Consider the following 13,571-nt stretch of genomic DNA (forward strand, 5'->3'; position numbering starts at 1 on the left):
ATTGCAGTAGGAGGGAAGCATAAAGCAGCATAAAAGCTGAAAATAAGCACTTGTTCAAGCTAGTGGTAAAAAGGCACTTATCTTACACCGTGTGCTTGATAAAATCAAGTATAGACAAAATCAAGCGCTTATAAAGCTTTCTATGTGTAACCGTTTTAGCAACGTGATCCCGCTGGGACTCGAACCCAGGGCCCTCTCCTTAAAAGGGAGATGCTCTACCAGCTGAGCTACGAGATCAACATCAATTGCATAATTGTAAATTTATTCATTTTTTAGTGAAAATAAAAATTATTCACCCATCTTATTGAGCCTCATCTTGGTGTACATACATTTTAAGGTATATACGTATTTTCAGGGCCTTTAGTTTTCTATTGCAACGGCTTTTGATATACTTGGTAAAAATTGACAATTAATGGGTGGGTTGTTTCTATTGCGTCAAATTAAAGGGCTAATGGCCGCTGGAGTATGCGAACGATCCATTTGCATCACGGGCTCAGCTTGTATATTTTCCAATGCATCATCCAAAAAATCATACCCACAATAATCGTACTAATATTACAAATTAAGCCTTCTATGGCGAGATCTTTTTTCCTTGTATGTAGGATTTTGCTCAAGTTGCATTATCACATTTGGATGATATAAAATTTTCTATAGAGGAAAATTTTGTAAGATGGGAGTGATATCTACACTTCGGAAATATTAAACCAGCCATATTGAGGATTAAACAAATCGTACAACAGAGCAATACCATCGCGCTTACAAAACAGACCGCCATGCTATATAACTTTTTAAGGCTTATTATAAGCTCCCCTCTTTACCTGCTTGTAATTTTTCCGCATTATCTGCCACACGCAATGCCTTGATCATATCCAATATAGCCCCATCTAATATGGCCGCTAAATTATGCTCTGTATAGCCAATCCGGTGATCTGTTGCACGGGCCTGGGGAAAGTTATAGGTTCTGATCTTATCCCCTCTGTCGCCACGTTTGACCATAGATCTGCGTTCTACACCAATAGCTTCTTGTTGTTTTTTTACTTCCATATCATAGAGGCGAGAGCGCAATACCTTTAAGGCTTTTTCATAATTTTTGATTTGCGATTTGCCATCTTGGCAGGATACAACCAATCCAGTGGGAATATGGGTTAGTCGTACAGCTGAATAGGTAGTGTTGACCGACTGGCCACCTGGACCGGAAGAGCAAAAAGTATCTTTGCGTACCTCATTTAAATCTAAGTTGATTTCCACTTCCCCTGCCTCTGGCAATACAACTACACTGGCTGCTGAAGTATGTATACGGCCCTGTGTTTCAGTAGTAGGGACCCGCTGTACACGGTGCACGCCAGATTCATATTTCATAAGGCCATATACATCCTCACCCGCTATCGTACAAACAATTTCTTTCCATCCACCAGCAGTGCCCTCTATCGTATATACAATGGAAAAATCCCATTTCATTTTTTCTGCAAAACGCTTGTACATTCGAAAAAGATCTCCTGTAAAAATCGCGGCCTCGTCCCCACCAATACCCGCTCGAATCTCTAAAACGATGTTCCTGCTATCATTGGGGTCGCTTGGCGTAAGTGCATCGCGCAATGCGCTTTCTAAATTGGATTTTTTATCTAAGGCAGATGCTAGCTCTTGTTTGGCAATCTCACGGAAAGCTTCTTCTTTTTCATTATTTAATACTTCTTTTGCTTCTTTTATATTTTCTAATACAAGCTCATAGTCTTTGTATAAATCAACAATTTTAGATAGCTTTCTATATTCTTTATTGAGTGCCGCATAGGCCTTCATATCACTCAAAGCGTCTGGTTGATAGATGGCTGCTTCTACCTCGTGGAACCGTTCCTGGATGGATTTTAGTTTTTCAATCATATGATCATATATCTGCTTAAGGGCATGGCCATACTAGGAGCAAGTAAAGGATGTATCCATTTAACCAATGGTGTTAACTTAAGGAGTATATTTTATTGACTATCCAATACAACATCATTTTTATAGGCGGTTGTTGCCATTGCGTCAAGTTAAAGCACTAATGGCCCGCCTATAAAAAACTCGGCGCTTCAGTAAGCTTGTAGTTATCTGACGAACTGTTGTTCAGCGGATCAGAAAAACAGCATGTTTGAGCACGCGCAGCGGGCGAGTTCTGTTTTTTCCGCTGAACAACAGTTCGTTCCCTTACGATTTACTATGCGTCAAACTTTTTATGGGCGGGCCAGCAGCGGTGAATTGAACAGATACTGCCTTTTTTAGGCTACCTATTTGTACAATAGCTTCAAATGCACTTGGATGGTTCATAGCCAAGTCAGCCAGTGTTTTTCTATCTATATCCATATTGCATTGCTTCAGCTTGCCCATAAACTGACCATAAGCCATTCCATGCAAACGAGCCGCTGCATTGATGCGCTGTATCCACAATGTTCTTATGGTTCTTTTTTTTGTTTTACGGTCTCTATAAGCATATAAAAGACCCTTTTCAACAGCATTCTTAGCTACTGTCCAAACATTTTTTCTTTTGCCCCAGTAACCTTTTGCTAATTTTAATGTGCGCTTTTTACGTGCCTTTGAGGCTACCGAATTAACCGACCTTGGCATAATTACATTTTAATTTAGAATGTTGAGATTAGACCGCCCCGCCCATTACATCACGAGCAGCTTACGAATAGTGGGCGCATTGGTTTCATGTACGAGTGCGCTGTGCGTAAGATGCCTTTTTTGCTTTGTGCTTTTAATTTTTTTGGCTAAGCAGTGGTTTTTAAAAGCATGCTTCCGCTTAATTTTACCACTACCTGTTACCTGAAATCTTTTTTTTGAACCAGAATGTGTTTTAACTTTTGGCATATCTTTAGTTATAACGGATGTTTAAATGGCTTAATGCAACTGGCGCGCTACTTGCGCCTTATATAGGCTTACTACCTTTTATATAACTGTAAATATAGATAGAAATATCGAAAAAGGCTTATATAAACCCCAAGTTTAGCGAAAAATATTCAAAATAACTATAAACCTTTATTCAAAGTAATCTTATTTTTTGGCGCCCAATGGGGCTATGGTTAGGCTCATTTTTCTACCTTCTAGTTTAGGCAGTTGTTCTACTTTTCCATAAGCTTCTAATCCTTGCGAAAATCTAAGTAAGATTAACTCACCTCTTTCTTTAAACATAATCTCCCTGCCTACAAATTTAACACAAACTTTTACTTTTGCACCAGTTTGTAAAAAGTTAATTGCATGTTTTAACTTAAAGTCAAAATCATGATCACTTGTATTGGGGCCAAAACGGATTTCCTTTATAACGACCTTTTGGGCATTACTTTTTATTTCTTTATGCTTCCTCTTTTGTAAGTATTTAAATTTAGCATAATCCATTACTTTACAAACAGGGAAGTCACTTGCTTTAGCAATTTCCACTAAGTCAAGTTCTTGGGCTTCTGCAATGGCTAAAGCTTCACGGATGTGATACACACCGGTCACGACGTTGTCACCAACCAAACGTACCTGAGGTGCAGTAATACGTTCGTTTACATTATGGGTTTCTTTTATTATGTTTTTCAAATGGCGAAATATTGATTATAGTCTGTTGTAGGCATCCATTGAACCAGTATTTTCTGGCTATCTGTAGTTAATATACAAATATCTCAACAAGTTTTCAATAAATCAAATCAGAAAACAAGATGCGCTTCTATGGGCTTGACTTATTTGTTTTGCATTTTTTGGGGTACTGTTTTGGGATGCCGACGGAGTATTAAAAATAATCCTACTATAGCCCAAGGTAAGCTAAGCCACTGACCCATGTTGAGTGACATGTTATTTTCAAATTCAACTTGGTTTTCTTTATAGAATTCGTAAAAAAAGCGAAGGGAGAAAAGTATGATCATAAATGTTCCAAAGATGCGGCCAGGCGCTAGGGTTTGGCCTTTTCGTTTCCACCATAAAAATAGTGTGATAAAAATCAGTATACATGAAAAAGATTCATAAAGTTGTGCTGGATGCCTTGGAATACCCCAGGTATAGACATCTGCTTGGTAGCCTTGATCCTTTTTGTGCAGGGTGTAAGAGAGCGGGGTTCCATAGGTTTCATAGATTTTAGGCGAGCTATTAAAATAGGCTTCCTGGACTAAATGGTTTTTTAAAGATTGTGCAAGAAAATTTTTAATCATCTTTTCATCTTGAAGGGTTTCTTTAAAGGAAATAGTTAATTTAATGGGTTGGTAATTGGCTTTTATGGGTGGCATGTTGGTGCTAGATGCTTTACTTATGACTACACTTTCGATTGTAGAATCATGCTTTTTGCGCAAATCATCATGCAACTCTCTGACGAATACTACACCATAGTTTGATCCAGTAGGTTTGCCAATGATCTCAGAATTCATAAAGTTACCAATTCGAATCATTGCGCCCCCTAAAGCAGCTAAAATGACTATGTGATCTGCAAGCCATAAAAATTCCCCAGCTGATCGTCGGTTTTTAAAACGGATGCAGGGCGGGAAAAGAGATAGGGTAATGCGTTTTACATATAGGAAAACAGCAAGTACGATCCCAATAGCAGCTCCATGGCTTGCCAAGCCACTAAAGCCAGTTATTTTAAACTTGGGTGAAAAGACGACGGGCAAAAATATTTCTAAGAGGTGGTCTTGGTAATAGTGCCATTCATAAAAAATAACATGGCCTAAGCGGGCACCAACCAATACGCTCAGCACTACATAACCTTTGATTTTGTCCGCTTCTTCTCTGGTTTTACCAGCTTTAGCAAACATATGATACCAGATGGGAATACCTCCTAATACACCGGTAGCAAAGAGCAGGTTATACCAGCGAAGGTTTAAAAATCCTTTTGTGAATAACTCTGGAGCTATATTCCATACAATAGTGCTTGGCATAAATAGTAAGGTAGAAATAAAGTTATATAAGATTTACTAAGGCTTAGGCCACCCCATACAAAGGCAGCCCATCTATTTTCATCACCAGAGGGGTCAAATAATTGACTTTAAAGATAAAGGGCTAGCTGTTTAGCAGCCAGTCTACTAGCAGGCGTACGCCAAAACCTGTAGCACCTGCATGGTGGTAGCACCAAGGTTGCTCTTTCCAGGCCGTACCTGCTATATCTAAATGTGCCCAAGCGGTCTTTTCAACAAATTCTTTTAAGAATAGCGCAGCTGTAATAGACCCCGCTCCTTTTTTGCTTCCTGTATTGCGCATATCTGCAACAATAGACTGCATACTCTTAAAATAAGATGCTTCTAAAGGCATTTGCCAAATTTTTTCACCTGTTCTTGGGGAAGCAGCCATCAGGCTGTTGGTCAGTTGTGGATCGGTACCAAATATACCTGACATATGTGTGCCGAGTGCAGTGACCATGGCACCTGTTAAAGTAGCTAAGTCGACCATGGCATCTACACCGAGTTTTTCTGCATAGACCAATGCATCTGCTAGGATCAGTCTCCCTTCAGCATCTGTATTGTCTATTTCAATTTTTTTGCCATTAGACGCGGTTACGACATCACCAGGCTTGGTCGCGCTTCCATTGATCATATTTTCCGTGGCAGGAATAATAAAATGTACTTCTTTACGGGGTTGAATCGCTCCAATAGCTTCTGCTGCGCCTAGCACGGCTGCTGCACCAGCCATATCGCATTTCATTAACTCAATCTGCGCATTCCCTATTTTTAAGTTGAGCCCACCAGAATCAAAGGTGACGCCTTTGCCGATTAGGGCAATCTTTTGAAAAGGGGACTGGGCATCAAGTGATTTTGGCTTATAACAGAGATGGATAAATTTAGGCACGGCGTTAGAACCTTGTGTAACGGAAAGGTAGGCACCCATGCCCAATTTTGCGCAATCCTCTTTTTCTAATATATTGAGCGCCAAATGATGCTTTTGGGCCAATTCAGTGGCGGTTTGTGCCAACATAGAAGGGGTTGCATAGTTGGGCGGAGCATTTACTAAGTCTCTAGCTAGATTGACGCCGGTTGCAATCTTTTGGGCTAGTTGAATGGTTTGGTCATCTGCTTTGGCATTTAGTAAATATACTTTTTTTAGATAGGTGGTTTTTGTATCCTTTTGGGATTTAAAACGTTCGTCTACATAAGCAGCCAGCAAGATGCCTTCAGCAAAAGCTTTTAAGTGGGTTGTATCGTTTAATAGCGTGTTGAAATGCACTACTACCGATGGGCTGTACAACTTGATACATGCGTTATAGACCATCCCTGCAGCTTGCCGAATGGCTTCTTCGCCAATGGCTTCTTGTTTCCCTAGACCAACCAGTATTACTTTGCCTACTGTAGGCAAACCGTTGGCTGTAGCAATTGTGCCTTGTTGGCCCGTAAATTGAGACTCCTTTATCAAAGGTAAGAGGACATCATGGTACAACGGTTCATCCGTTAGATGGCTGGCCTCAGGGGTGGTATGATTTTTTTCAAAAATACCAAATGCATAACAGCTGTGTGCTACTTGTGATGCTTGGCTGCTTAAAAATTGAAATTCAGGATACTGCATAGTAAAAATAGTAGTTAGTAGTTATTTGAAAGTTTCAGTAGGTAACCAACCTTTGTTTTTGTATCAAGCGGTGTACAATACACCTATTGCCACCAAACGCTCATTAAATATAAGGAATTTATTAGTGGCTGCTGTAGGGTAACGCTACAAAATCAAGAAAAAATAGGCTATACATCGCTTATAACGGCAGCTCACTCATATCATCATTTTCATTTGCCCGATTTTGTGGCCTATGATTGATTACGTGTACCCCTTGGTTTTTAGTTTTCCCATCCCCTAATAATACAAAGTGTTGGCCAACAATTTGTACAACATACTTTTGGTGTCCATCTTTATCTATATAAGACCTATGGCTTAACTTCCCTTCTATGTAGATTTGTCTGCCTTTGCTTAAATATTGCGCCGCAATTTCTGCATGAGGGGTCCAAAGTATTATTTCATGCCAATCTGTATGGTTTATTTTTTCACCTTCTTTGGTTTTGTAGCTATCATGTGTAGCCACGGTAAGCTGTACGCGCATGCGCCCATTTTCTAAGTGGCGTATTTCTGGGTCTTTGCCCAGATTGCCTAAAATAATCACTTTATTAACACTTCCCATATGGGTTGTTCAGAAAAATGTTAACAGAAAAATAGTTTTTTATCTATACTCCAATCTAAGACATTCATACCGACTTTGCAAATGGGTTGTGCAACTGTCTAAGTAATCTGCTGATTTCGTGTTAAAAAACCAATGTATTGGCGTTTATAGGCTGGCTTCAAGTTTTTTCAAAAGGGCATTAGCGGTCAGGTAGCCTTTGTCTTTGCTTACTTCAAGTGAACGTTTGATGATAAAGGTAAGCAGCTGGGTAGGGTGGAGGCCAATTTCTGCTGCTTGATCAAATAAAAAGGAGGCAGGATGCATGCCAGCGGTAGTATTCGGGTCGTTTAATAGGATGGTATGATCCTTGGTAAGGAAGCCATCTATACGGGCATATACTGTACAGGCCAATAGTTGGAATAGGGCCACTGCCTCTTTGCGAATGGCATCCAGTAGCGGGCTAGACAAGCACATAGGGGTTTGTTTCCGTACGATACCAGGCAAATATTTGGCTCTATAATCAAAATGAAGATTGCCTTTTAAGATTTCAGTTGGTGGCAGTGCAATGGGGTGGCCTTTTTCGGCTTCTAGTACAATACAAGAAAATTCCCGCCCTTCTATAAAGGCTTCTATGATAATGGCTTCTTCTCTATGTGCGCTTATGAGTAGGATAGGCGCCTGCTTGGTTTGCAAATAGTGCGTTATATAGTCTAGTAAGGCATGGGGCGTATAGAAAATTTGTTCGTCTACTAATAAAGGGAATCCTATGCCTTCGCGTAGGTCTATGAGTCTATTAAACCAAGCTTTTTTATCTGCTGGTGTATAGCTTGTCCAGCGATCATAGCTGATGGTTTCGATAAAGAATGCTTTATGAACGGCCGTTGTAAAGACATCTAGTCTATCGTCTTGTACAATCGCCACCCCTATAGAGGAGCCTTGTTTGCCGCTTTTTACAACGAAAGGCAGACCGATGGCAGCGATGATTTCGTCTAGTAGCCTGCTTTTATCCGCCCTGTTCAGCCATTCTTGTTGCGTTAAAACCAAAGAAGGGGCGACTAAAAAACCTGCATTTTGTAAAAGCTTTTGTTGAAATATTTTATGGATGCCCAGTGCGGATGGCAATATGCCGGATCCTGTATGGGGCATTTGGTACCATGCCAATAGCCCTTGAATCGCGCCATCTTCTCCATAAGGGCCATGCAAGCAGAGAAAAGCGATATCGAAATATTTTGAAAAATCAGCGGGTTCTATTTTGTGCCCTATTTTTTCGATAAATGGCTCATGGCTTTCAGTGGCAGCTAGTGATTCTATGTAAAGGGGAATGCCCCAAAAATTAGCTGCAGCAGCAGAGGGATAGAATTCTCGAATGGTGCCCTGGTAAAGATATTGTGTATGGAGTAGGATAAAGTTCCCTAGGCTATCTACAAAAACGGGAATGGGCTCAAATCTTTTCCGATCTAAATGGTCGTACACCGTACGCCCGCCGGCAAAAGAAACCTCACGTTCTCTAGATTGCCCTCCAAAAAATATCCCTACTCTAATGGGTATCAATAAAGCATTATGCACGAAAACAAGCTGTAATCTAAAGCGGGTTCATCTTATGAAATAGGTATGGTTAGGCCATTTTTTTTAGCCCCTCATCTTGGCTGCTTGTTTCTACTTGTCTAAGCAGTTCTAGCCGTGTTCTACTGAGTTGTTCCAATGCATACTTTTTATCAACCACTAGTTTTTGTTGGTCTTGCAACGATGGAGCAGTGTACATTACTTCACCCATAATGCTTTCACAGATAGAACGCAGCCCTCTGGCACCTAGTTTTAGTGCAATGGCTTGTTCTGCAATCAGGTCAAGTGTTTCTTCTGTAAAGGTTAGGGTAATGCCATCTATTGCAAATAACTTAATGTATTGCTTAACCAGTGCATTTTTAGGCTCTGTAAGAATACGCCGCAGGTCAGATTTTGTAAGCGGTTCAAGCCCTTTGATTACTGGAAGGCGGCCTACTAGCTCAGGAATCAGCCCATACCCTTTTATATCTGACGCAGAAACATACTTAAGCATATCTTTATCATCTATCTTGGTATTACGCTTTGCACAAAACTCAAATCCTATGGAATTGAAATTGATTCGATTGCTGATGGTCCTGGAGATGCCATCAAAAGCGCCTCCGCAAATAAATAAAATCTTTTCTGTATTTACAGCTGTTAGCTTCTGGTCTGGATGCTTTCTTCCTCCATGTGGGGGTGCATTGACAATAGAACCCTCCAATAGCTTTAGTAAAGACTGTTGTACCCCTTCACCGCTTACATCTCGGGTAATAGATGGGTTGTCTCCCTTACGGGCAATTTTATCAATCTCATCTACATAAACAATCCCCCGCTCAGCTGCGGTAACCTCATAATTGGCTGCATGCAACAGACGGCTAATGATGCTTTCTACATCTTCTCCTACATACCCTGCTTCTGTTAAAACGGTTGCATCTATAATACAAAAAGGTACTTCTAGCATTTGTGCTAATGTGCGGACCAAATAGGTTTTACCTGTACCGGTTTCTCCAACCAGTAATATATTGGATTTTTCAATGACGACATCATCCTCTATACTTGCCGGGTGGGCCAGACGCTTGTAGTGGTTATAGACCGCAATAGACAATGCTTTTTTTGCCTCCTCTTGCCCAATCACATATTCGTCTAAATGGGCCTTTATTTCCTGCGGGCGCAGCAAGTTAACCGGTTTAATATCATTAATCAGGTTATCTTCCTTTTGAAGTTGAATAATCTGTGCAGCTTGTGTCACACATTGGTCACAAATGCGACCTTCTGGGCCAGTTACCATCATGCTGACGATCTCACTCGCTTTTTTGCAAAAAGAACAATGGGTTTTCATAATGGTAGTAATTGTATGGTTAATTTTTTAGCTCTTTCTCTTTTTCTAATACAAAATCAATGATGCCATATTCTTTGGCCTCGTTGGCACGCATCCAATAATCTCTATCTGAATGGCGCTCTACAGAAGCATAGTCTTGACCTGTATGCTTAGATAAAATGTTATAAATATCTTTTTTAATTTCAAGGATTTGCTGTATGGTAATTTCCATATCTGCAGCAGTTCCCTTGGCGCCTCCTAGGGGCTGGTGAATCATAATCCTGGCGTGTGGCAGGGAAGAGCGTTTGTTTTGAGCGCCTCCGGCCAATAATACAGCCGCCATAGAAGCGGCAAGGCCTGTGCAAATCGTTGCTACATCAGGCGAAATATATTGCATGGTATCATAAATGCCAAAGCCTGGGTATACAGAACCTCCTGGACTATTGATATAGAGTAAAATATCTTTTTTAGCATCAACAGATTGTAAAAAAAGCAGTTGCGCAATAATAATATTGGCAATATTATCATCTACTTGTGTGCCCAAAAAGATGATCCTGTCCATGATCAGCCTGGAGAAGACGTCTACCTCTCTAAAATGGGCCGGCCGCTGTTCAATAACCGATCGGGTCATGTTTTCGACATCTGATACATAGTTATGGACCTGTAAACCAGTCGCATAGCCATTTTTAACTGCAAATTTTTTAAATTCTTTTTGATCTAACATAGTTAATATGGGAGGTAAAACTTATCTTGTTCCCTGCATTGGGTATTTTTTTGAAAGGTAGTACAAAATAATGTATTAAACAAATCTTATAGTTGGATGCGGTTCAATCACTATCCTTTGGTTGGGAGGTGTGAAGTGGATGGAATAGGTTGTTGCGATGGGCTAATGCGTGCGGCGATATGGCTTTCTATTTTAGCCAGGTCATACGGTTCAAACCAGCTTGTGTTGGTATCTTTTTTAAACCAAGTCATCTGTTTTTTTGCATATTGTTTTGTGTTGGTTTTGATATCGTCTATGGCTTTTGTTAAGCTACACCTGCCGTCAATATAGTCGAATAACTCTTTATAGCCTAATGTTTGCAAGGCATTGGTGGTTTTGTAGGGATAAAGTCTTTCGACTTCCTGGAGTAACCCTTGTTCCATCATAGCCTCCACACGGAGGCTGATTCGTTTGTGCAACCATTCTTTTGCTTGGGCGAGTCCTATGGCTATTATATTAAATGGTCTGGTTCCTGCGCTGCATGGTTTGCGTAGGGTGGAGTAGGGCATTCCTGTACCCAAGCAGACTTCCAATGCCCTGATGACTCTTTTGGGATTTTTAAGGTCTACGGTTTGGTAGTAGGTGGGGTCTTTTTCTGCCAGCAGTTGGGTAAGGTAGGGGAGGCCTTTTTCTGCTAAGGCGGCATTTAGGGTGGCACGTAGGTGCGTGGGCAGGGTAGGCATGTCGGCTAGCCCTGCACAGAGTGCTTTTAGGTAGAGTCCAGAGCCACCGGTTGCGATGACTACCTCATGATGGGCAAAAAGGCGATCGAGCTGCGCTAATGCTTCTTGGGAAAACCTACCGGCTGTATAATTGGCTTGAATGGGTAAAAAAGATAAAAAATGGTGGGGGATGCCCTTCATTTCTGCTTGGGTTGGTTGGGCGGTGCCAATCACTAGGTCACGGTAAAATTGTCTGGAATCAGCTGATATAATCTCTGTTTGCAGTTTTTCAGCGAGCTGAATGGAAAGCGTTGTCTTGCCTATAGCGGTTGGACCGACTATAACGATTAAGTGCTTGCGTTTGGCTGTGCTGGCTTGGTTGGAAGACATAAGAGGGGCTTGTTTCTATTTTTTTCTTGATAAAACTATTGGTGTTGTGGTTGGGTGTTATGATTCGTTATCGGTTTCATTTTTGTTATCTTCATCATCGTTTTGGGAAGTTTGATCGGTTTGATTATCACCATCACCATCACCATCACCATTATCGTCTCCATCTGTATCGCTTGCTGGTTTCTGTGGTTGCGTAGATATAGGTTTGAAGACGTTACAACCAGGAGCGTCAATCAAAATGATGTGGCTAGTGCCTTTTATATCGATGTTTAAAGATGCTCGGCCAGAGATAATGAGATTATTTTGGTCGTCTAGCTTGCTATTGTTTAAAGGATTGCTCTCTTGGGTTTGAGCTTCTTGATTAGGTGTACCTTCAGTAATTGTAGCACCTTTTGAGTTAATGGCTATTATATGCTTTTCGCCGTCTACTGTAAGGGTTCCAAGTTGTTTGCTATGGTTCTTCTGATCTTTTAGTATAGGCACACTCTTTGGAATTTCGCTACAGAAACTTGCCATTAAAAAAGTCAAGCAAAAATATGTTTTTAATATAAATTGTATGGTACGCATTTGATTAGGGTTTTGTCTTTTTAGTTCTGATTTTTTACTTATTCAGTTCTTCCTTAATTTTTTGGGTAAGGTTATTTATTGTATATGGTATCTTCTTTGTATCCTTTTTAATTAGCTCGTTTAGCTTACTTTTCTGCAACGTTATTGTTTCTAGTATCTCCTCTAAGCTATCTAAGGTTATTTCTTCCTTCTCTTTGTTTAGCCGTTCCTCCAAATCTGTTACCTCTTTGTATATAGGCTTTAAATCCTTTATTATAGGCATCTTCTTTTCTTCCTTCTGTATGAACTGTATGAATGTGTTAATTTCCTTTATTCTGTTGTTGTTCGCGTCTATTTGTGTCTTTAGTTGTATTTTCTTGGCTTCTAACTCGTTCTTTTCCTTTTTCTTACCTTGAGTTTCGGCTTTTTGTAGGCTTTTCAGATCTTTTATACATCTGTTTCGTTCTTCCTCTTTTTTAATGTTTTTGGCTTTTATTTTATTTATTTTATTCTCTAATTTTGATAGCTGTGTTTGATATTCTTTGAAATTGAATTTTTCTAATTGACTCCATACTGCGCCTATTTCCTTTGTTATCTCTTTTGTTATTTTCTGTTCTGCTGCTTTCTGTTCTGCTGCTTTCTGTTCTGCTGCTTTCTGTTCTGCTGCTTTCTGTTCTGCTGCTTTCTGTTCTGCTGCTTTCTGTTCTGCTGCTTTCTGTTCTGCTGCTTTCTGTTCTGCTGCTTTTGCTGCTCTCTCTTTCTCTTCTGTCTCTTCTTTTTCTTCTCTATTCGCTGCTGCGGCGTTTTGCTTATTATTGCTCTTCTTTTTTTTCTTTTTTGCTATTGTTTTTTGCTCTTGTTGCGTAGATATAGGCGCGTTGTTCTCATTCTGATTTTTTTGCGCAGGTGTACTTATCTTAATTGTAGCATCTGGCGAGTTAATGGATAGAATATGATCTTTGCCTGTTAGTTTAATGTTTATAGGTGCGCTACTATTTTTTTTGTGATCTTTTGCTAGAAATAACTTCTTTCTACTTTCGCTGCACCAATTTGCCATTGAAAAAGTCAAGCAAAAAGATATTTTTAGCATAAGCTTAGGGGTACGCATTGAAGAACTAATATGGCTGGTTTAGGTTTGCGATGAACAAATCTTTACTTTCTGATTGATTTTTAGGTTTTTTTGATCTAAAACTTTCTTGTTATAGTTGAATCTAGTTATACATTCGTTGAGAGATCAAGCAAAAGTGTATCATTGGCTAAGCGATTAACTTGAATAGT

12 protein-coding genes, 1 tRNA gene and 1 pseudogene are annotated in these 13,571 nt (G+C 40.1%); all 14 read right to left on the minus strand.

The genetic code is table 11. The features are described 5' to 3' along the window. Positions 1 to 164: 164 nt before the first annotated feature. Positions 165 to 237: transfer RNA gene (locus ACOALF_RS02765), tRNA-Lys, on the minus strand. Positions 238 to 798: 561 nt separating this feature from the next. Continuing rightward, a complete protein-coding gene (gene prfA, locus ACOALF_RS02770) occupies positions 799 to 1,878 on the minus strand; it encodes a peptide chain release factor 1 (protein ID WP_419240998.1) in 1,080 nt (359 codons plus the stop codon). A gap of 387 nt (positions 1,879 to 2,265) precedes the next feature. Continuing rightward, positions 2,266 to 2,598: pseudogene (gene rplT / locus ACOALF_RS02775) on the minus strand (50S ribosomal protein L20); the annotation flags it as partial. Between the two features lie 45 nt (positions 2,599 to 2,643). After that, positions 2,644 to 2,844, minus strand: a complete 201-nt coding sequence (gene rpmI, locus ACOALF_RS02780) for a 50S ribosomal protein L35 (protein ID WP_419240999.1) — start codon at positions 2,842 to 2,844, stop codon at positions 2,644 to 2,646. A gap of 183 nt (positions 2,845 to 3,027) precedes the next feature. Further along, positions 3,028 to 3,555 (minus strand): translation initiation factor IF-3, encoded by a 528-nt coding sequence (gene infC / locus ACOALF_RS02785; protein ID WP_419241000.1) that lies wholly within the window; start codon positions 3,553 to 3,555, stop codon positions 3,028 to 3,030. 140 nt (positions 3,556 to 3,695) lie between these two features. Further along, positions 3,696 to 4,880, minus strand: coding sequence for a prolipoprotein diacylglyceryl transferase (lgt, locus tag ACOALF_RS02790; protein WP_419241001.1), 1,185 nt, complete (start codon positions 4,878 to 4,880; stop codon positions 3,696 to 3,698). Positions 4,881 to 5,001: 121 nt separating this feature from the next. Further along, positions 5,002 to 6,495 carry a leucyl aminopeptidase gene (locus tag ACOALF_RS02795; RefSeq protein ID WP_419241002.1) on the minus strand — a complete coding sequence of 498 codons (1,494 nt, stop codon included), beginning with the start codon at positions 6,493 to 6,495 and terminating at the stop codon, positions 5,002 to 5,004. A 178-nt stretch (positions 6,496 to 6,673) separates the two neighbouring features. Further along, positions 6,674 to 7,093, minus strand: a complete 420-nt coding sequence (locus ACOALF_RS02800; protein WP_419241003.1) for a single-stranded DNA-binding protein — start codon at positions 7,091 to 7,093, stop codon at positions 6,674 to 6,676. Between the two features lie 144 nt (positions 7,094 to 7,237). Continuing rightward, positions 7,238 to 8,638 carry a D-alanine--D-alanine ligase family protein gene (locus ACOALF_RS02805; RefSeq protein WP_419241004.1) on the minus strand — a complete coding sequence of 467 codons (1,401 nt, stop codon included), beginning with the start codon at positions 8,636 to 8,638 and terminating at the stop codon, positions 7,238 to 7,240. A 49-nt stretch (positions 8,639 to 8,687) separates the two neighbouring features. Further along, positions 8,688 to 9,953 carry an ATP-dependent Clp protease ATP-binding subunit ClpX gene (gene clpX, locus ACOALF_RS02810; protein ID WP_419241005.1) on the minus strand — a complete coding sequence of 422 codons (1,266 nt, stop codon included), beginning with the start codon at positions 9,951 to 9,953 and terminating at the stop codon, positions 8,688 to 8,690. 19 nt (positions 9,954 to 9,972) lie between these two features. Continuing rightward, entirely contained in the window at positions 9,973 to 10,656 is a 684-nt protein-coding gene (locus tag ACOALF_RS02815; RefSeq protein ID WP_419241006.1) for a ClpP family protease, read from the minus strand. A gap of 110 nt (positions 10,657 to 10,766) precedes the next feature. After that, on the minus strand, positions 10,767 to 11,747 hold the full coding sequence (gene miaA, locus ACOALF_RS02820) for a tRNA (adenosine(37)-N6)-dimethylallyltransferase MiaA (RefSeq protein WP_419241007.1): 981 nt from the start codon (positions 11,745 to 11,747) through the stop codon (positions 10,767 to 10,769). A gap of 57 nt (positions 11,748 to 11,804) precedes the next feature. Next, positions 11,805 to 12,314 (minus strand): hypothetical protein, encoded by a 510-nt coding sequence (locus ACOALF_RS02825; protein ID WP_419241008.1) that lies wholly within the window; start codon positions 12,312 to 12,314, stop codon positions 11,805 to 11,807. A gap of 34 nt (positions 12,315 to 12,348) precedes the next feature. After that, complete coding sequence (locus ACOALF_RS02830; RefSeq protein WP_419241009.1) at positions 12,349 to 13,350, minus strand: hypothetical protein; 1,002 nt, start codon at positions 13,348 to 13,350, stop codon at positions 12,349 to 12,351. Positions 13,351 to 13,571 lie beyond the last annotated feature (221 nt).

Source organism: Cardinium endosymbiont of Nabis limbatus, from assembly GCF_965196625.1.
Classification (GTDB): domain Bacteria; phylum Bacteroidota; class Bacteroidia; order Cytophagales; family Amoebophilaceae; genus Cardinium.

Excerpts from the sequence above, each read along its gene's own strand:
- prfA (WP_419240998.1), bottom strand. The coding sequence starts at position 1,878 with ATGATTGAAAAACTAAAATCCATCCAGGAACGGTTCCACGAGGTAGAA.
- rpmI (WP_419240999.1), bottom strand. The coding sequence starts at position 2,844 with ATGCCAAAAGTTAAAACACATTCTGGTTCAAAAAAAAGATTTCAGGTA.
- lgt (WP_419241001.1), bottom strand. The coding sequence starts at position 4,880 with ATGCCAAGCACTATTGTATGGAATATAGCTCCAGAGTTATTCACAAAA.
- ACOALF_RS02795 (WP_419241002.1), bottom strand. The coding sequence starts at position 6,495 with ATGCAGTATCCTGAATTTCAATTTTTAAGCAGCCAAGCATCACAAGTA.
- ACOALF_RS02800 (WP_419241003.1), bottom strand. The coding sequence starts at position 7,093 with ATGGGAAGTGTTAATAAAGTGATTATTTTAGGCAATCTGGGCAAAGAC.
- clpX (WP_419241005.1), bottom strand. The coding sequence starts at position 9,953 with ATGAAAACCCATTGTTCTTTTTGCAAAAAAGCGAGTGAGATCGTCAGC.
- ACOALF_RS02815 (WP_419241006.1), bottom strand. The coding sequence starts at position 10,656 with ATGTTAGATCAAAAAGAATTTAAAAAATTTGCAGTTAAAAATGGCTAT.
- miaA (WP_419241007.1), bottom strand. The coding sequence starts at position 11,747 with ATGTCTTCCAACCAAGCCAGCACAGCCAAACGCAAGCACTTAATCGTT.
- ACOALF_RS02825 (WP_419241008.1), bottom strand. The coding sequence starts at position 12,314 with ATGCGTACCATACAATTTATATTAAAAACATATTTTTGCTTGACTTTT.
- ACOALF_RS02830 (WP_419241009.1), bottom strand. The coding sequence starts at position 13,350 with ATGGCAAATTGGTGCAGCGAAAGTAGAAAGAAGTTATTTCTAGCAAAA.